Genomic DNA, 17,763 nt, shown 5'->3' with positions numbered 1-17,763 from the left:
AAGTCGATTACCCCACAAGGGGCCTGAATGGCCTGATCCTTAATACAGACACCGCACTTTCCGGGCGGAAAGCACTTGAAATTGGGCTATATGACTGGTTAGACTTCATTATGACTGACAAAAGTATAAACTTAATTCAGAATACAATGAATTATTTGGGAATTTTAGTAAAAAGAGGGTTGGTTAAACGTGCTGCCTTCCAGAATCCTGCAATCAATACATTCCCTCAGATACTTCTCTTCGTCCTGTCCTGGTATGTAGATACAAGGATCATCAGGCACAGGATATGGGAAATCTCCCCGCCAGGCTGTCACACGGCTGATGGACTTATTGGTGGCTTCAAAATAACCTAAGACCTGTTCATCCGGGTCATTGATGTTGAAAATGTTTCCTTTTACCGCGGCAGGTGGAGTGTCGAAAATAGATCCGTTATTATTCAGCAGGATCCTGATCTTTCTCCAATAGTCGTAGGCCTGGGGCGTCATCGAGTGGGTTTCAAGCGTGATCACGTTTTTTGCGATAAAAGCGTAATCGATTTCATTCTGCGCGATAAACTGCCGTGGCACAGCTGTCCCCTGGAAACCATTTGAATTGAACAGGACAAGATTCTCCGGCTGAATACGTCGGTTTACAAAACATGCCGGGGGAATAGTGTTAAATATATCCGGAAAATTGGTCGGGTCGAAACGGAAGGTCTGGATGGGGGTGTAACGTACATAATACTGCTTCGATGGATCTTCAAGAAACGTTTCAGCACTAACCTGCATCACGTCTTTGGTGATTACCGCGTTGAAAGATCCGGTATTGACTTCAATGCGGGCAAAATTCACATATATATCTGACTGTGCCTGATGCAAGGGAATCTCTTCCGGGACCGACTCATAAAAATCACCTCCAGCTGTACGAATCCGTAAGACGTAGCTTCGGCCCGGTACAATTTGCATGGTGAACTCACTGTAATAATAAATTCCCTCATCGTTGGCGGAAAAAAATCTCCCCTCATTTCCCAGGTTATCATGCAGGGTTACTCGCGCGCCAGGTTCCGGTTGAAAACGGTTGGGCACCGCAGTGGTTCTTGAAAGCTGAACAAACATCCTGTCGGAACCGTCATCAATATGCCCATACACAACCAACTGCCGGCCTTCACGATCAATATCAAATTCAATGGGTTCAACACATCCGGCCAGGATGAAAACCACTATTAGATAAAAATATCGTTTAGCGTTTCCTGACATCCAGTTTCAAACTATAAGTGATTGATGGAAAAATGGATCCCAAAACAGATAATTTGTAGGCACGGGGAATTGGTGAATTATCATTCCGCTGATAAAATACAGAATATGCGTTACGTCTTCCCAGTAAATTGTACAGGCTTATCGTCAGGCGGTCATCCAGTTTCCGGATAATACTGCCCAATGTCATTGACACATCAATCCGGAAATAATTTGGAATCCTGTATTCATTTCGATCTGAGTAGTGAGGAACAACCAGGGGTCCCTGCAGATAGTCAGATGTAAGCGCCGTGATCGGTCTTCCGGTATTATAAACGATAGTCGACCCAAAACTACCTTTACGGGATTTACCCATTCGTATATCTGAAACAAATTTGAATGAATGAGGCTGATCGTAATATGCCGGGAACCAGTCTCCGGAATTGATGGTTTCCACATCACCCGGAAAGGATACTTCGCTTCTTGTGTAGACGTAGGAAACCCACCCGGTCCAGATCGGTGTGAGTCGTTTCACAAAGAATTCAAGTCCGTATGCCCGGCCCTGACCAATCAGTAATTCAGCCTCAATGTTCTCCTGAAGGATGAGTTCCGCGAAATCCTGATACTCGACTACTTTGTCCAGCTTCCGGTAAAAAGCCTCCACCGATGTAACCCAGCGATCGTTTTTAGAATTCTTATAAACACCGATGGAAAAATTATCGGATTGGGTGGGAGGGATGTATCGGGTACTTACCTGCCATTGATCAACAGGAGTTGGGGAAGTCGTATTAGAGATGAGGTGAATATATTGATACATCCGGTTGTACGCCAGTTTCAGGACAGTCTGATCACTCAATTCATAACGAAAAGCGATCCGTGGAGCGAGGTTATTGTAGGTGATGATCTTTTCTCCCGCATTATAAAAGAGCGTATCTGAAATGTTATCATCGCTCAAAACACCGTCGTATTCATATTCAGTGGATGGTCCGATCTGGCTGTATAAATTAAAGCGCAGTCCGGCATTGATATCAAAGCGTTCGCTGACTTTAAAAATATCCTGTACGTAAAAAGCCAGCTCACGCCCGCGATCCCGGCTGATGCCGTCAGGTGATATGAACGAGCCCTCATTTAGCGGATTTCGTATTTCATCACCCGGGTTATAATCAGTCATTTCGAGGCCAAAGTCCAGCTCATGAGCAGCTGTCGTATGCTTTCCGTTAACCCTGAGCTGAATTTTTTCCATCTGATTCCGAAGTTCAGATTCCAGGCCCGGTTGATAATCGAGCAGTGAGTTTGTGTATTGAAGATAGTTGGCATTTACGTCAAAACGCCACACAGCTGAGGGCTGGAAATCATACTTAAAGTTAAATCCGTAATTGCTCCAGTCATATCCGAAACTATTGGAATAGTCGAAAGAGTCTGCGCTCCCCAGGTAGGAGAACATGACATGATGCTTATCATTGAAGAAATGATCACCCCGTACGAAAATGTCATAAAAGTTTGCAGCGCTATTCTGAATATCAAGGTCATTCACCAAACCAAGAACCCAGTCGGAATATGTAACCCTCGCCGCGGCCAGGATACTCGTCTTTTTGGTAATGGGCCCTTGCAATGTCAACTTTCCTGAAACACTTCCGATCCCGGCTTCAGCACTCCAGACATCTGTTTGCCCCTGAAGACTGTTCACAGCAAGCACAGATGAAGCCCGCCCGCCATATTCAGCTGGTATATACCCTTTGTACAGGGTGAAGTCGCGCGTAGCATCCGGATGAAAGATGGAGAAAAACCCGAGTACATGTGATGTATTAAAGAGCTGCATGCCATCGATAGTGACCAGATTCTGATCGATGGCCCCTCCACGAACATTGAACCCCGAAGAACCTTCACCCACGGTACTTACCCCGGGAAGGAGGGTGATCGCCTTGATCACATCCACTTCGCCCAGAAAAGCGGGTATCGCCTCAATATTTTTTATGGTAAGCTTTGATGCTCCCGGGATTGTACTTTGAAGATTCTCCTTCGGATTATTGTCGCGTATGATCACTTCTTCAAGGCTGAGGGTGGTAGCTTCAAGTGTTATTCGCACGAATTCCGGACTTTGGAAATTGTGCTGATAGGTACGACTCAGAAATGAAATGTGTGTGATCGTCAGCAGATGTGTCCCCAGTGGCATCTGAACCCTAAATTTCCCATTCTGATCTGTTACCGCCAATAAATTGCCCGCCGGGTCAAGTATCGTCGCACCTTCTATAGGTTGACGCTGCTGATCCTCGATAATTCCGTCAAGGACAACTTTGCTTTGTCCGAAGCAGGAGAAAGTGAGTAGAGTAAGTAGTACAGTGACCCGAAGAATCACTGCTGAACCCTTTCGCTTTTCAATTGCCAGGATTCCAGCCGTGGATTCATCAGATGGAACCACAGACCGGGGACCAACGCCAGAATGATCATGGTTGAGTAACCGGCGGGCAGCTGCGGACTTTCATCATAATGATACAGGACCTGATATCGTTTTATAGCATTTGCATGATGATCTGAGTGCCGTTGCAGTTGAAAAAGGAAGAAATTACTGATTACGTGGGAAGCATTCCAGGAGTGTATTGGGGTAACCCGTTCATATTTACCGGGCGCGATCTCCTTTCTCTCGATCCCGTAATGCTCAATATAGTTGACCTGTTCGAGGAGTGTGAATGCGATAAAGCTCTGCACAAAGAAAAATACAGGCAGCTGCCATACAAAGTGATTTGCCCAGATACTGAATATTCCGGTAACCACAGCGATGAAGATCAGCGGCAGGATGCTGAACCAGATCATCTCGTTATGAATACTCAGGGCCGAAACACCTTTTCTTCTAAGTCGATTATTCTCAATCTTCCATGCATGGGCATACCCGTGAAATACGCTCCGAAACCAAAATGCGTAGAATGACTCATTTTTACGTGAAGTAGCGGGATCTTCGGGTGTTGCCACTGTAACATGATGACCCTTGTTATGCTCGATATAAAAATGCATGTAACAAACGGTCAGCAGCAAAATTTTACTGTACAGCCTTTCAAGAGCTGATTTTTTATGGCCTAGTTCATGGGCTACTGTAATCCCGATTCCGCCCGTTACTAATCCGGTTCCAAGTGTAAACCCAATCCACTCCTGTACGGAGGAAAGATGGCCAAAGGTGACCACGTAAAAGGCCCATGCAAGGAACAGCAACTGAAAATACGTCCAGAGATAGGTGACAAACCTGTAAAAGAACTGCTCTGAGATGATTGAAATGCGATCCTTTGGGATATTATAATCGGAAGTACCGATCATGTAGTCAAGAAAAGGAATGATCAGAAATACCAGGGCAAGCGAAAGCATGTTCCACCATCCTGCCAGGTAATAACCCACAATTACCGATGCAGGAATTATAAATGCCATAAAAAAGCCGATTTTCCGAATAGGATTCATTTCTTCCTGTTTACTCGCTTTAAGATAACCAAATATGGCAAATTATGGTTTTGTGGGGTTTGGGTTTTGCTGAAATTATTAATACGCCAATGATTTGTATATTGTGAAATGAAATTAAGTTTTCTACTGCTGATTTCTGTTCTTCTTAGCTGCGGTGAGCAAAAGCTTATTTCGGAGGAGATTCTGGAACGTTCTATCGGTTTTCATGATCCGGAAAACCAATGGCAATCACTCGAAACTATTTTGAACTTCAAAGAGGAAGGGGCTAACGGTCCCCGGCAGACTACCGTATGGATTGACAATAATACAGGCTATTTCAGAGTTCGACGCGGAAGTGTGGAGGATCACGGCATGGTTCAGGATTCTTGTTTCATTAATTCAGGGAACGTTGACTGTAACCGTGCAGAAAGATTGAGAAATTACTACCTCTATCTCTGGGGGCTGCCTATGAAGTTGAGAGATAGTGGAACGGTTTTAATTGATCGGGTGGATTCCATTAGATGGAATGGGTATGATGTTCTTACACTTCAGGTAGAATATGAGGAAGACAGGTGGACATATTATATTGACCAAACTGATTATCAGCTGCGGGGGTATTCTTTCCTGAAAAATGATGGTTCCGGTGAATGGATTGAGCTGGAGGGTATTGAAAAGGTCCAGGGCATGAGACTGCCCAAGAGCCGTGCATGGTATGTTTTCAGTGACAGCGCATATCTCGGCCGGGATTTGCTATTATCAGGAGAGTAGGGGACTCAGACAGGTTTAAACTGCTCAAAAGTTTCCTTACAATTCTCGCAATAGTGAATGGAGCGGCATGCGGTCGGTCCGAAAGGATTTTTCAATTGTGTGTTTTCACTACCACATACCGGGCAGGTCGCATGTTCCAGCACATCTATATCAACGATGAGATTGTGTTTTGGCGGAGGAGCCAATCCGAACTTTCGCAGTGCCTCTCTTCCCTGATCGGAAATCATATTTGAATTCCAGGAAGTTTCATAAGTTATTTTCACATCCACCTCCTGAAGGCCATGCTGGTGCAATACATCAATAACATCCTGTTTCATGTAGTCGATTGCCGGGCAGCCGACGAAGGTTGGGGTCATATGAACTGTAAGGTGTTCTTCCTGCCAGTCGAGACGGGTTATTACACCCAGGTCTACCAACGATATTACAGGTATCTCCGGATCTTTGACATCCTGAAGCCAGTCATAAATTTGATCGTCGCTTATCTTTCCCATACAGTAATAACAGATTTTAAGGATGTTTCGTTTACCAGTCGGCGGTAGGATCTGATCTGAATACTTCTGCCATTTCATCCAGGAGCGGTTGCAAATGGGGTGTATGTTTTCCAATTCTGCCGCCATAGGAGGGTGATAATGCGGTTAAATCAGGAACCTGCAGGACTGTCTCAGAGAGTACCTTCATTATTTCGATTTCCCATGCGGCCTGCAGTGCACGTTCTCCTTCAAATAAACCGGAAGAGATGATTTCATCCTCAAATGGTGAGGGCTCAAATATGCCAAGGGCATGGGGCAAAGCTTCATTTAATGAATTCTGTAAACGTTCTACACTTTCCGGTGTGGCATTGCCCAGTTGCCGGATCCACGTTCGGGCATGCATTGTATGATACCGGATCTCGCCTCTGATTTTTATTGAAAGATCAGCGAGTGGTTTGTAGGATGAACGTGTAAGCATATCAAAGCGAATAGCTTCGGCAGCGTCAAATAGGAAATGCCGTATCAGGCTGAAGTCGTATTCGCCATTGGGCAGTTCGGTGAGCGTACAGTTATGAAACTGATCGGCATTTCGCATGAAAGCCACTGTGTCGGGTTCACCTTCTCCGAGTTCATTGAGCATTTGATACAGGGCGTAACTTTGTCCAACTTTGTCCTGTGCCATTGAACTGAATGCGATATCTTCTTCAAGAAGAGGCCCAAAACCTGTCCATTCACTGTTTCTGTGGCCAATAATCAGCTGATCATCAGCCATTTTATATAACATCTCTTTCAGTGCCTCGGTATTCATTGGTCTGCCTGTTTACGTTCCTTGAAATCTTTCAATTTATCCCCTGCCTTATAAGCAATTGCATCCCTGAATTGTTTTTCCGGCAGGGTATTCCAGATAATTTTATCCTCTTCGTCATTGAACAGGATGTCTGATGTTTTAACGACCCAGACATTAAACACCGGCTTACCATCAATGAATTCTGGTTTGGCCAGTGATAGCGCACCCTGATAGCTATCTGCCTCCACCGAACCGATATGTTCGTGTTGTTTGCCACGCCGCATCAGGTGAAACACTTCATAGGACTCCGTATTGCCCGTTCCGGGAGTCTGGTCGGGAACAGATGAGTAAATATTCTGATCATCTTCGGTGAATCCGGTTGTATACACATTGCGTGTATCAACAACGAAAAGGCCTGTGCATGTTTGTCTTCTGGAAAACTGTTCCTTGGCAAACAGGAAAGCCATTTCTTCATTTGGCGCATGAACTGCCCCGGTATGAATGTACGGCTTGTTTTCGTGAAGCTGCGTGAATACCTCAAATGTGCCCAGCTGATCCAGTGGTGCTTTAGGTGCCAGTTCGCCATTTAGTTCGGGAAGTCTGTTTACCCTGGGGTCAAGTGATTTCATACTGCAAATATCCGCCTTTTGTAGCTCCTATGCAATCGTTTTCGGAGGATAAGCAACAGGAAACAATGTCTGCGGCAAAAGGAATAAATAAAAAAACCCGCAGGGTTTGCCTGCGGGTTTCTTCAATTATTTTTCCTGTTATACCAGGGGCTTTACATAATCTGTTTTCGGAGTTTTCAAAGCCTCGCGAACCCAGCGTCCACGCTCTTCGGCGGTTCTTCGCACAGCGAGTCGTTCGGCATTACACGGACCGTCACCATTGATAACCCTTTTGAACTCCTCCCAGTCCGGCTCGGTATAAACCCACCGGCCTGTTTCCTGGTCTTTACTTAATTTGGGGTCCGGAATTGTAAAACCAAGTTCCCATATTTTCGGCACATACATATCGAGGAACTGGTTTCTCATGTCATCATTGCTGGCCATTTTAACCTTCCATTTCATGAGAACTTCTGTATGGGCAGACATTTTATCGGGCGGGCCGAAAAAGTGCATCATGGGCGCCCACCAGCGATCGATTGCTTCCTGCATCATTTGCCGCTGTTTTTTTGTTCCTGTTGCCATGTGGATTACGCAGTGATGGCCATATTTTAAATGAAATGACTCCTCGGCGCAAATACGGTCGAGTGCCCTGCAGTACGGACCATAGCTTCCGCGGGCATTTGCCAGCTGATTCACGATCGCACCGGCATCAACAAGCCAGCTGATAAAGCACGCATCTGCCCAGGTATAAGCGGGGTAGTTGAAAATGTTTGAATATTTTGATTTACCGTTGATCAGGTCATCGATCATCGCTTCCCTGGGTTTGCCCAGTGTTTCAGCAGCAGCATAGAGAAGTTGAGCATGACCTACTTCGTCCTGAACTTTTGCCATGAGGGCAAGTTTCCTCCGGAAGCCGGGCGCACGGGTAATCCATGTTCCTTCAGGTAAAGCGCCAATAATTTCACTGTGTGCATGTTGTTCAATCATGCGGATCAACTGCTTTCGGTATAAATCCGGCATCCAGTCGGTTGGTTCAATTTTTTCACCCCGTTCAATACGGGCTTCAAAGGCTTCAAGTTTTACCGGATCTTCATTGGTAAGTTCTTTACTGTTTACCGGCTCAAAAGTATTTCCTCCTCCGTACATTAGGTATTTATTTGGTTATCGCAATAGTAACAAAAAAACTTGCTATTTCGTTTTCAATCCTTCAATTAACATGTCAGCCAGCTGATTTCCAAGTTTTTCCGGATCGATAATTCCTTCGGGATCATACCAGTGGGGCATCCAGTTAAGGGATGAGAACAGTGTCATTACAGCGAGTTTGGTGTCTACAGGATTAAACTCTCCAGCACGAATTCCTCTTTCAATGATCCGCTTGAACCGGTTAATGTAGTTAATCCGCAGCAATAGAAAATCCTTCAGATACTTATCGCTCAGGTGCCTGTGTTCATTCATGAAGACGGCTGATGCAGTGAGGTTTTCAGCCATTACGGCAATATGCCCTAAAATGCCCGCACGCAGCTGGCCGGCATAGCCGCTTTGATTCTTTTCAACCTGATCGAGCGAATCCATGAATTTTTCGGCCATTCCAAAACAAAGCGTGATCAGAATTTCTTCTTTCGATTTTATATGGGAATAAAGACTGGCTGCCTCGATGCCCAATTCTGTCGCCAGATCGCGCATTGAAGTGGCGGCATAGCCGCGAACCCTGAATAATTCAGCAGCGGCCTGAATGACCTGATCTTTTCTTGATTCCGAGAACGGCATGATACAAAAATAATTATTCGGCAGTGAACCGGAAGTAATTTATTAGTTTTGAATGGATAAAGATATGGGTTTTAAAAACATTCGTAATTTCCATGAAAAGGTGAACAACATTTTTCACCTGACCCTGGCATTGCCCCTTTTGCCGATGGGATATATTTTCCTGGAATCGAATCACGATGATTTTGAACCACCATTGGGTGAAAATCAACTTCTGGTGATTGCATCGATCATTTCAGCACTTTTAGTCACTGCATTTGCCTACACTCATTACCAGGGTAATCTGGAAAAAGTGAGGGAAGAAGATGGATTGGCAGCCCAATTCAGGGCATTATATAGTCAATACCAAAAATTATATCTTGGAAATCTGGCTGCGAGTCTCCTGCTTGTCGTAGGTTATTATCTTACAGGGTCAGATTATGTGATCGGCACTTACGTTCTGCATCTTTTTACCCTGTCACTCATCAGACCCTACTACGACCGGTATAGCCGGGATCTTAAATTATCTAAGGAAGATGCACTGGCAGTAAGAAAGATGACCCTGGCGTTTGAGGAGGATTTGTAAGTTGTGTAATTACCGATACGGCATCATCGGCATTTCGGATGAATTCAAAATAAAATGCAGCGGCAATCATAATCGCAAGCAGGATGCCGATTAAAATGATCAGTTGTTGTCTTTGTTGTTTGCTCACGAAATCCATAAGTTGAACGAACGATTTTGTCTACAGACCCGTAACATCTTGATTTGGTTGCATGCAAACCCTTAAAAAGTCCATATCGGTAATCATCCCTGCCCTCAACGAAGAGAACATGTTACCAGGTCTTTTAAAGTCTGTGTTGGCAAAACGGGTTCCTGTGGAAATTATTGTTGCCGATGGGGGAAGTACCGACCAAACGCGGAAGATTTGTGAATCCCACGGTGTGAAGTTTATTTCTACCTCACGTGGGAGGGCGAAACAAATGAATGAAGGGGCGGCAATGGCCACCGGAGATATTTTGTTCTTTGTGCACGCCGACAGTCGTTTGCCGGAGTGCTGGTATCAGGAGCTTCATGAAGCACTTTCATCGGGCGTCGTTGCGGGCACCTTTTCGCTGGAGTTTGATGAGCAATCTGTTTTGTTGAGAGCCTATGGTCAACTGAGCAAATTGAATCACTCGCTTTTTACTTATGGAGATCAGGGGCTTTTTCTACATCGCACTACATTCATTGAAACAGGTGGTTTTAAGGAAATCCCGATTATGGAAGATGTGGAAATCTACAGGCGGTTGAAAAAGATGGGGCCTGTAGTTAAAATGAAAAGCACCATCGTTACCTCTTCACGCAGATTCCGTAAAAACGGGATAATTTCCCAACAGCTGATGAATATTTTTCTGGTATTTGCATTCAGGGCAGGAGTCCCCGCGGCATGGCTTCAAAAATTTTATCCTTATAATTGATTTAAACTGCAGCCTTATATCTTTGCCACATGAAAACAGTGCTGATCATCACATATTATTGGCCACCCAGTGGTGGAAGTGGTGTGCAGCGCTGGATGAAATTTGCAAATTACCTGGAAGACGAAGGCTGGCACCCGGTAATTCTTACCCCCGAAAATCCACAATTTGTTGTTAAGGATGATTCACTTGAACAAGAAGTGAATGAAAATATTGAAGTGCTGCGCATACCTATTTGGGAACCATATCAGTTATTCGAAAAAGCCGGCGGCAACCCAAATGTATCCCAGGGAAATACTTCTGGGTCTGTGTCATCAATTGCAAAGTTCATAAGGGGTAATTTTTTTCTTCCGGACCCAAGGGTATTCTGGCGAAAACCGGCTGTCAGGTTCCTGAAGGATTACCTGAAAAGCAGGCGCGTTGATTTCATCGTTACGACCGGACCACCCCATAGCATACATTTGATCGGCCTCTCACTGAAAGGGAAATTCAATATTCCCTGGCTTGCTGATTTCCGCGATCCGTGGAGCGACTGGGATATGCTCGATGAATTTCATACCTCTGCGCTGGCGCGGTCTTATCATCGTAAAATGGAAAGGAAGGTTGCCGGAAAAGCGGATATTCTTCTCACCGTAAGCCCTTCCTGGGCAGAAACGCTTCATAAAAGGTACGATCGGCAGGTAGAAGTCATTACCAATGGATTTGATACGGCCGATTTCAGCAATGTTACAGACACCGGGCCCGACAACTTTTCGCTGGCACACTTTGGGCTAATCAATCAGTTTCGCCATGCACCGGCTTTCTGGGAGGCCCTGGAACAACTTCAATTATTGAATCCGGAGATTCATGACCTTTTAAAAATTGATTTATATGGAGTCATGGACCCGGAAATTCACACATTTATTGAATCCTGGGATAAGTCGGGAGAACAGGTGACTATTCATGGAAGCATAAGCCATAAAGAGGTGATTGAATCGTACCGGAAGTGCACGGTTGTTCTGATGTTTATGAATAAAAGTTCAAATGCGAAAGGCCACATCCCGGGGAAATTATTTGAATACCTTTCTGCCGGTAAACCCATTCTTGCAATCGGAGATCCTGAAGGTGATGCTGCAACGATAATTCGTGACACCGGGGCAGGAGTAGTGCTGAGGTGGGACGATACGGAGGGGATCTGTGGAATTCTTAATGAATGGTACCTGGAGTATAAAAAAACTGGCTCATTGCCTGGTCCGGACAGGAATGTGATTAACAGGTATTCCCGAAAGGAGCTCACCACCCGGCTTGCATCATTGATGAACAAACATGCAGGATAACGACGATTTCATACCATTTTTTGACCTCTCACGGCAGGGTGCTGAGCACATATCCGAGTGGATGAATGAAATTGAGCGCATCGTTCGTTCCGGTAAATTTCAATCGGGCCCGGAAGTACCCGGATTTGAGAAAGCTTTTGCAGAATGGCTTGGAGCAGCGGATGTTGTTGGGTGTGCGAGTGGTACCGATGCCCTGGAGGTCGCTCTTCGCGCTTGGCAGATTGGCCCCGGGGATGAAGTCATCGTTCCTGCCAATACATGGGTTTCCGATGCCGAGGCTGTGCTGTTCACCGGGGCTACGCCTGTTTTTGCCGATGTACTTGATGAAACCGGACAACTTGATCCAGCCGGCCTTGAGCCTCTGATCACGGAAAAGACAAGGGTGATCATTGCAGTTCATATGTACGGCTCCGTCTGTGACCTGGGATCCATCATGCAAATTGCCAGGCGGCATAACATCCTTGTATTGGAAGACTGTGCCCACGCCATCGGACTCAAAACCCAATGGGGAATGGCCGGAACACTTGCGGATGCAGCGGTATTCAGCTTTTATCCAACAAAAAATCTTGGTGCATTTGGCGATGCCGGTTGCATTGCTTCTGCGGATTCCCGGTTTATTGATCGGGTGCGCCTAATCCGTGATCATGGTCAGCCTGTCAAGGATACTCACCTGATTGTCGGTAAAACCAGTCGGATGGATGAAATTCAGGCGGCAATACTGTTTAAGAAGCTCCTTTACGTAGATCAATGGAATGCCCGGCGGCGTGATATCGCAATGTCATATGCAACAACCATAGAATCAATCCAGGGTATTCAAATGGGGTTTGACCTGAATCAAAACGCTGTGGTTCATTTGTTTATATTGAGAACCAGCGAGCGGGATGAATTCATACAATTCATGAAGAAGCGCGGGATTGGAACAGCTGTTCATTACCCGTTGCCTATTCCGATAACTCCTGCATTTCAATCGGGTAACTACAGGGGAGTATGGTCGGTGGCCGAGAGGAGGGCAAAAACTATTGTTTCGCTTCCGGTATTTCCTGAATTAACGGACGGGGAAATCGGTCGGATTAATGATGCCCTCGTTGCCTTTGGTCAGAAATGACTCAGGGCTTAAACCAGAAGGTGGTGTCGGTAAGTCCGGTAGTTGTATTCACCATTTTCCAGCCCTTCAGCAATTCAAAAACTTCAGCATAATATTCGCGTTCCGAATTATCCAGGACAAGAATGCCACCTGGCTTTAACCTGTCGATGGCATTTTTACAACATTGAACCCGATTGCGGCCGTCTACAAGTACAAAGTCAAATGAATTTTCCGGAAATTGGAGAATGTAATCGCTGTATTCGGTGTAATCAGGTTTGCCCGAATTCAATTTTGGGGGTATGAGTTCGTAATCCACATTTGAAAGACCTTTTATTTGATCCTCGACTTTCCTATACCACCCTGTATCATGCTCAACGCTTACCAGGTGGTTCAGTAGTTTAGCGAAGAAAAGCGTACTACCGCCACTGCCGTATTCAAAGCCCTTCATGTCACTGGATAGAATTTTTCTGAATATTGCGATGGAAGCAGGTGAAGTCCATGGAACTTTACCCATAAAGAAGCGCCAGGATCTGCTGTAAACCTTTAGGGCGGGGCGGACTATTCTGAAGACCAAATACGGCAGCTGTGCAGTCTTGTAATTTTTTTGTGTAAAGTAGCTTCTCCCGGCAATATCTTTGGTGATCGAATACTTATCCATAGTTTTGTTAAAATCTTGTTTTATGGTATCGGAAAAGCCTGAATTTCTTATTGCAGGAGCTGCCAAGGCAGGTACCACATCGCTCTATCACTACCTGAATCAGCATCCGGAAATTTTTATGTCTCCGGTAAAGGAACCCGACTATTTTGGCGGGCACTTCTGGTCTTTACCGTTAAATGATATTTATGGCCCGGATCCGAAGTTACAAATTTATCAGGATTGGGATGAATACCTATCCTTATTCAGGGAAGGAAAGGGAAAATTGAAAGGTGAGGCGAGTCCGAGTAGCTTTTATTACTTTGCCGAGGCCATTCCTGAAATAAAACGGCGCCTTGATAATCCAAAAATAATCATCATTCTTCGGAATCCGGTTGACCGTGCCTACAGCCATTATACATTCAAAAAACGGGATGTGAAGGAAAATCTGACATTTTCAGATGCCCTTGACGCTGAGGAGAAGCGAATGCAGGAAAATTATCATTATGGATATTTTTACAAGGCACTCGGTTTTTATCACAGGCCTGTTGAAGCCTTTCTGGCTGAATTTTCAGATGTTCATATTGTGCTTCTGGATGAACTCCAGGCAAACCCGGAGCATGTCATAAAAGGAATTTTTCAATTCCTGGATGTTAAAGATGATTTTGAGCCCTCACTGGATGTTGTATATAATGTATCAGGCAACCCAAGGATGAAGGGGCTTAATAAATTTTTACGGAAGAAGAACCCATTCCGGGATTTGATCCGTCCGGTACTGGATGTGGTGCTTTCTGAGAAGTCTAAAACAAAGCTTATGGAGAAGATACACCAGATGAATACTGCGCCAAAGGAGCCGCTTGAAAACAGCACCAGGCAGAAATTACTGGATTTGTACCGATCCGATATAGGAAGATTACAGGATCTCATCAATCGTGATCTTTCACAATGGATGCATTAGTTTCTCCTGCAGTTTGTAAGGGTATATTAGGAAAAAGTAGTTAATTAATACTATACTCGCTTTATGAAAATCGGGATGATCCTGGACAATACATTTCCGCCGGATTCCAGGGTGGAGAATGAAGCTGTTAGCCTGATCAGGGAAGGGCACGAGGTGTTTTTGTTCTGTCTGAATTCCGGTGATCAGCCTGAAAAGGAAATAATCAATGGAATTCAAATTCATCGTTTTCCAACCAATAAGTTCGAATATAAGCTTTCTGCACTTGCTTACACGATACCCTTATATCACTGGCTGATGCGGCCTAAAATCAAGACGTTTATTAACGAAACACAGGTGGAGGTTATCCACATACATGATCTTACGATTGCCCGAGCTGCTTTTGCGGAGGCCAGAAAAGCCGGGAAAAGAGTGGTTCTTGATTTGCATGAAAATCGTCCCGAAATCATGAAGTTTTATGTGCATTTGCAGAAATGGCCTGGAAAATGGCTCATCTCTACGAGGAGATGGAATTCATTTCAGAAGAAATACTGCCATGCAGCGGATGCAGTGATCGTAGTAACTGATGAGGCCAGACAGGACCTTGCCAGCGAATACAGAATTTCTGAGCAAAAATTTGCAGTTGTTCCGAACACCGTCGACACCTCTATTTACCTTTCCTATGAACCGGATCCCGGAATTACTCAGGCATACAAGGATACCTTTAATATACTTTACATGGGTGATACAGGTCTCCGGCGCGGAACAGATACGGCTATTCTTGCCATCGAGTTGCTGAAGGATTCGATTCAGAATGTAAAGCTGATTTTAGTTGGCAGCAATACCGAAGATGCGGAGCTCAGGGAGATCGTTCGGAAAAAGAACCTTGAACCCTATGTACATTTCGCCGGATGGCAGGATGTGTCCCTGTTTCCCAGTTATGTCGAAATTGCCGATGTATGCCTGTCGCCGCTTAAAAGGAACCGCCACCATGACACAACATTTGCCAACAAGATTTTCCAATATATGGCCGGAGGTAAACCACTTGTTGTGAGTGATTGCCCGCCCCAGGTGAGGGTTGTCGAGAATAGTGGGTGCGGGCTTGTGCATCAGGCAGAAAGCCGGAATTCACTGGCAGAATCAATTTTTTATATCCATGAGCATCCTGAAGAATCTCTTGAAATGGGTGAACGTGGCAGACGAGCGGTGATGGAGCAGTGGAACTGGAATCATACTTCCAATGAATTGAGAGCCTTGTATGCCGGGTTAGCGTCTGAACCTGTCAAGAATCAAATCAACTAATTCGCTCAGTTCCGGTGAATATCGCTTCCAGTAAATGACGGGGGCGGTTAATATCAGGAATAATGAGGATTTCAGAATGCTGGCGACCCACAGGTTTTCAGGTAAGGGAAGAAAATAACAAATTATGCCGGCAGCAATCATGATCAGAACTATTTCCATCGTTTTTCCTGTAAATGGATTAAGATCCATTTTGATCTTCAGGAAGGAGAATCGCGCAATATTGTAGGCAAGAATTGCCATGGTGGTTGCCATTGCTGCACCAAGTGTTCCGTACAAGGGAATAAAGACGAAATTCAGTCCGACAGTGATCACCAAAAGCAGTACCGACAAGATGGCATCCACCTTGTAATATTTTGAGTTGACCATGATATATCCGTTGATACCCACACCGGTATCGATCACCTGTGCCAGGCCAAGCATGATGAATATAAGAAAACTATCGGCATATTCTTCCGGAATATAATACAACAATAAGGAGTAATTCAGAGTGATCAGCAGGAAGACTCCACTGCTAAGAATAAGCTGATTTATGGATGATTTTCTGTATAATTCTGAAATAGTCCTATGGTCGTTATCCTTGAATGCATGGGCAATGAGTGACGGTGCGGTACGGGCAATCGAACTTGCAGGCACGCGGATAACAGAAGCCATAGCAGCGGCGATAGCGTAGATACTCACCGAAGACAGACTTTCAAGACTTCCCAGCATGAGACCATCCACCTTATTGATCATGTGTGCAGACAGGCCGCTGAGTACATTGAAAGAGTTGAATTTCCTAATTTCTTTTAAGAAGGTACGGTCACCCGGAGCAATGGTCAGTTCCGTAGGTAATTCCCCAAGTATCCCAATATAGATCAGAGTAATTAAGGCGATCAATGCATAAGATACGGTATAAGCGATGATAAACGTTTCAAAGTCAAATTCTCCTTTGGCATAGAGCAATATCAGGATCATCCACAGTATTCTCAGAAATATGAATGGCAGGGAGGCAGATAAAACATTTTTGAACAGGGCTTTCAGATAGGCATCAAAAAGGTTGTAAAACACCATCGCAATGCTGAAAGGCACCAGTAAATAAAAATATTCTACAAAGAGGCTGGAATTTTCGATATACCAGCTCGTGATTTCAGGTTTAAATATCCAGATCAAAGAAAGTACCAGCGTAAGTCCGCCCGCGCAAATCAAAAACCCGTAATACAATACCTTTCTATGCAGGTATGGGAAATATTTAACGATCATCGAGGGTGTTCCCAGTTGGGAGAACTGTGAAATCACGATGGTCACAGAAAGGAGAATCCGGGTGAGTCCGAACTGGTCACTATCCAGGATGTTGGGAAACAGTATGACCGTATTCACATACCCCAGGAGAATGCCCAGATACTGGATTATGCTGAGCCAAATACTGTTTCTGCGGACAATTCCCATAATATGCGCTTAGCACAAACTTGCAAAAATTTATTTAATACGATCCGGGTTTTCATTGATGAATGATTTCCAGCTTTTAGATCCATTCTTTCTGGTGCCGAACTGAAAGTGATGACAGAGGGCTACAGCAAGGGCATCAGTCGCATCCAGAAGTTTAGGTTGCTCTGTGAAGCTCAACAGCGTCATAATCATCTGCGCCACCTGTTCTTTCGATGCATTTCCATTTCCCGTTACAGATTGCTTCACTTTTTTAGGAGCATATTCCGTTATGGGAATGTCCCTGTTCAGTGCGGCAGCCATGGCTACCCCCTGTGCCCGGCCGAGCTTGAGCATTGACTGTACATTCTTGCCGTAAAAAGGCGCTTCAAGGGCCACTTCATCCGGTGAAAATTCCTCTATCAGGTGGTTAACACGCTCAAATATTTTTTTCAGCTTTAGTTCATGGGACCGATATTTTGAGAGGTGTATGACCCCCAGCTGAAGCAACTTCAGGCGATTTCCCTGAACGAGGATTACTCCATAGCCCATCACATTTGTTCCCGGATCAAGGCCCAGGATGATCCGTTCCAAATTCGAATTTTTCTCTATCTTCACCACCGTTGC

General features: G+C 44.9%; 18 protein-coding genes. 7 read left to right on the top strand and 11 right to left on the bottom strand.

Features of this window, described 5'->3' with window-relative positions:
- Positions 1–164: 164 nt before the first annotated feature.
- Genes LDX50_RS21885 through LDX50_RS21875 form a run of 3 tightly spaced genes read right to left on the bottom strand, consistent with a single transcriptional unit; the run spans position 165 to position 4,625 of the window.
- Positions 165–1,235 carry a DUF4249 domain-containing protein gene (locus tag LDX50_RS21885; RefSeq protein ID WP_225698343.1) on the bottom strand — a complete coding sequence of 357 codons (1,071 nt, stop codon included), beginning with the start codon at positions 1,233–1,235 and terminating at the stop codon, positions 165–167.
- Positions 1,219–3,630 (bottom strand): TonB-dependent receptor, encoded by a 2,412-nt coding sequence (locus LDX50_RS21880; RefSeq protein ID WP_225698342.1) that lies wholly within the window; start codon positions 3,628–3,630, stop codon positions 1,219–1,221. The genes LDX50_RS21885 and LDX50_RS21880 overlap by 17 nt, the downstream gene beginning before the upstream one ends.
- Positions 3,564–4,625 carry an alkane 1-monooxygenase gene (locus tag LDX50_RS21875; RefSeq protein WP_225698341.1) on the bottom strand — a complete coding sequence of 354 codons (1,062 nt, stop codon included), beginning with the start codon at positions 4,623–4,625 and terminating at the stop codon, positions 3,564–3,566. The genes LDX50_RS21880 and LDX50_RS21875 overlap by 67 nt, the downstream gene beginning before the upstream one ends.
- 138 nt (positions 4,626–4,763) lie before the next feature.
- On the opposite strand from LDX50_RS21875, the gene LDX50_RS21870 reads away from it, so the two are divergent.
- On the top strand, positions 4,764–5,402 hold the full coding sequence (locus tag LDX50_RS21870; RefSeq protein WP_225698340.1) for a DUF6503 family protein: 639 nt from the start codon (positions 4,764–4,766) through the stop codon (positions 5,400–5,402).
- A gap of 5 nt (positions 5,403–5,407) precedes the next feature.
- Here the strand turns inward: LDX50_RS21870 and paaD are convergent, their stop codons facing one another.
- The 5 genes from paaD to LDX50_RS21845 all read right to left on the bottom strand — a co-directional run bounded on the left by paaD (position 5,408) and on the right by LDX50_RS21845 (position 9,034).
- Entirely contained in the window at positions 5,408–5,893 is a 486-nt protein-coding gene (gene paaD, locus LDX50_RS21865; RefSeq protein ID WP_225698339.1) for a 1,2-phenylacetyl-CoA epoxidase subunit PaaD, read from the bottom strand.
- 31 nt (positions 5,894–5,924) lie between these two features.
- On the bottom strand, positions 5,925–6,680 hold the full coding sequence (paaC, locus tag LDX50_RS21860; RefSeq protein WP_225698338.1) for a 1,2-phenylacetyl-CoA epoxidase subunit PaaC: 756 nt from the start codon (positions 6,678–6,680) through the stop codon (positions 5,925–5,927).
- Positions 6,677–7,288 (bottom strand): phenylacetic acid degradation b, encoded by a 612-nt coding sequence (locus LDX50_RS21855; protein WP_225698337.1) that lies wholly within the window; start codon positions 7,286–7,288, stop codon positions 6,677–6,679. Before LDX50_RS21855 ends, paaC begins: the two co-directional genes overlap by 4 nt.
- 138 nt (positions 7,289–7,426) lie before the next feature.
- Positions 7,427–8,413, bottom strand: a complete 987-nt coding sequence (gene paaA / locus LDX50_RS21850; protein ID WP_225698336.1) for a 1,2-phenylacetyl-CoA epoxidase subunit PaaA — start codon at positions 8,411–8,413, stop codon at positions 7,427–7,429.
- Positions 8,414–8,455: 42 nt separating this feature from the next.
- Positions 8,456–9,034 carry a TetR/AcrR family transcriptional regulator gene (locus tag LDX50_RS21845; RefSeq protein ID WP_225698335.1) on the bottom strand — a complete coding sequence of 193 codons (579 nt, stop codon included), beginning with the start codon at positions 9,032–9,034 and terminating at the stop codon, positions 8,456–8,458.
- 52 nt (positions 9,035–9,086) lie between these two features.
- Here LDX50_RS21845 and LDX50_RS21840 point away from each other — a divergent pair, with 52 nt between their 5' ends.
- The 4 genes from LDX50_RS21840 (at position 9,087) to LDX50_RS21825 (ending at position 12,886) form a co-directional block, all read left to right on the top strand.
- Positions 9,087–9,596, top strand: coding sequence for a hypothetical protein (locus LDX50_RS21840; RefSeq protein ID WP_225698334.1), 510 nt, complete (start codon positions 9,087–9,089; stop codon positions 9,594–9,596).
- Between the two features lie 188 nt (positions 9,597–9,784).
- Positions 9,785–10,468: a TIGR04283 family arsenosugar biosynthesis glycosyltransferase gene (locus LDX50_RS21835; RefSeq protein ID WP_225698333.1), complete on the top strand. Its 684-nt coding sequence runs from the start codon at positions 9,785–9,787 to the stop codon at positions 10,466–10,468.
- Between the two features lie 29 nt (positions 10,469–10,497).
- Positions 10,498–11,781, top strand: coding sequence for a glycosyltransferase family 4 protein (locus tag LDX50_RS21830; protein WP_225698332.1), 1,284 nt, complete (start codon positions 10,498–10,500; stop codon positions 11,779–11,781).
- Positions 11,771–12,886 carry a DegT/DnrJ/EryC1/StrS family aminotransferase gene (locus tag LDX50_RS21825; protein WP_225698331.1) on the top strand — a complete coding sequence of 372 codons (1,116 nt, stop codon included), beginning with the start codon at positions 11,771–11,773 and terminating at the stop codon, positions 12,884–12,886. Before LDX50_RS21830 ends, LDX50_RS21825 begins: the two co-directional genes overlap by 11 nt.
- 1 nt (position 12,887) lies before the next feature.
- Here LDX50_RS21825 and LDX50_RS21820 read toward each other — a convergent pair whose 3' ends face one another.
- On the bottom strand, positions 12,888–13,523 hold the full coding sequence (locus tag LDX50_RS21820) for an O-methyltransferase (protein WP_225698330.1): 636 nt from the start codon (positions 13,521–13,523) through the stop codon (positions 12,888–12,890).
- 22 nt (positions 13,524–13,545) lie between these two features.
- On the opposite strand from LDX50_RS21820, the gene LDX50_RS21815 reads away from it, so the two are divergent.
- Positions 13,546–14,457, top strand: coding sequence for a sulfotransferase domain-containing protein (locus LDX50_RS21815; protein ID WP_225698329.1), 912 nt, complete (start codon positions 13,546–13,548; stop codon positions 14,455–14,457).
- 63 nt (positions 14,458–14,520) lie between these two features.
- Entirely contained in the window at positions 14,521–15,735 is a 1,215-nt protein-coding gene (locus tag LDX50_RS21810) for a glycosyltransferase family 4 protein (RefSeq protein ID WP_225698328.1), read from the top strand.
- Here the strand turns inward: LDX50_RS21810 and LDX50_RS21805 are convergent.
- Together LDX50_RS21805 and ruvC are read right to left on the bottom strand one after the other, a co-directional pair.
- A complete protein-coding gene (locus tag LDX50_RS21805; RefSeq protein WP_225698327.1) occupies positions 15,700–17,160 on the bottom strand; it encodes a lipopolysaccharide biosynthesis protein in 1,461 nt (486 codons plus the stop codon). The two genes, LDX50_RS21810 and LDX50_RS21805, sit on opposite strands and share 36 nt — an antisense overlap.
- 30 nt (positions 17,161–17,190) lie before the next feature.
- Entirely contained in the window at positions 17,191–17,757 is a 567-nt protein-coding gene (ruvC, locus tag LDX50_RS21800) for a crossover junction endodeoxyribonuclease RuvC (RefSeq protein ID WP_225698326.1), read from the bottom strand.
- Positions 17,758–17,763: the final 6 nt, after the last annotated feature.

Source organism: Fulvivirga sedimenti (genome assembly GCF_020328055.1).
Note: the sequence above shows the minus strand (reverse complement) of the source record. Positions and strands in the feature narration are given on the sequence as shown.

Bases quoted from the DNA above. Each gene is read 5' to 3' on its own strand.
- LDX50_RS21840 (WP_225698334.1), top strand. From the start codon at position 9,087: ATGGATAAAGATATGGGTTTTAAAAACATTCGTAATTTCCATGAAAAG.
- paaA (WP_225698336.1), bottom strand. From the start codon at position 8,413: ATGTACGGAGGAGGAAATACTTTTGAGCCGGTAAACAGTAAAGAACTT.
- LDX50_RS21875 (WP_225698341.1), bottom strand. From the start codon at position 4,625: ATGGCATTTATAATTCCTGCATCGGTAATTGTGGGTTATTACCTGGCA.
- LDX50_RS21805 (WP_225698327.1), bottom strand. From the start codon at position 17,160: ATGGGAATTGTCCGCAGAAACAGTATTTGGCTCAGCATAATCCAGTAT.
- LDX50_RS21830 (WP_225698332.1), top strand. From the start codon at position 10,498: ATGAAAACAGTGCTGATCATCACATATTATTGGCCACCCAGTGGTGGA.
- LDX50_RS21820 (WP_225698330.1), bottom strand. From the start codon at position 13,523: ATGGATAAGTATTCGATCACCAAAGATATTGCCGGGAGAAGCTACTTT.
- LDX50_RS21825 (WP_225698331.1), top strand. From the start codon at position 11,771: ATGCAGGATAACGACGATTTCATACCATTTTTTGACCTCTCACGGCAG.
- LDX50_RS21815 (WP_225698329.1), top strand. From the start codon at position 13,546: ATGGTATCGGAAAAGCCTGAATTTCTTATTGCAGGAGCTGCCAAGGCA.
- paaD (WP_225698339.1), bottom strand. From the start codon at position 5,893: ATGGGAAAGATAAGCGACGATCAAATTTATGACTGGCTTCAGGATGTC.
- LDX50_RS21835 (WP_225698333.1), top strand. From the start codon at position 9,785: ATGCAAACCCTTAAAAAGTCCATATCGGTAATCATCCCTGCCCTCAAC.
- paaC (WP_225698338.1), bottom strand. From the start codon at position 6,680: ATGAATACCGAGGCACTGAAAGAGATGTTATATAAAATGGCTGATGAT.
- LDX50_RS21845 (WP_225698335.1), bottom strand. From the start codon at position 9,034: ATGCCGTTCTCGGAATCAAGAAAAGATCAGGTCATTCAGGCCGCTGCT.
- LDX50_RS21885 (WP_225698343.1), bottom strand. From the start codon at position 1,235: ATGTCAGGAAACGCTAAACGATATTTTTATCTAATAGTGGTTTTCATC.
- LDX50_RS21870 (WP_225698340.1), top strand. From the start codon at position 4,764: ATGAAATTAAGTTTTCTACTGCTGATTTCTGTTCTTCTTAGCTGCGGT.
- LDX50_RS21855 (WP_225698337.1), bottom strand. From the start codon at position 7,288: ATGAAATCACTTGACCCCAGGGTAAACAGACTTCCCGAACTAAATGGC.
- LDX50_RS21810 (WP_225698328.1), top strand. From the start codon at position 14,521: ATGAAAATCGGGATGATCCTGGACAATACATTTCCGCCGGATTCCAGG.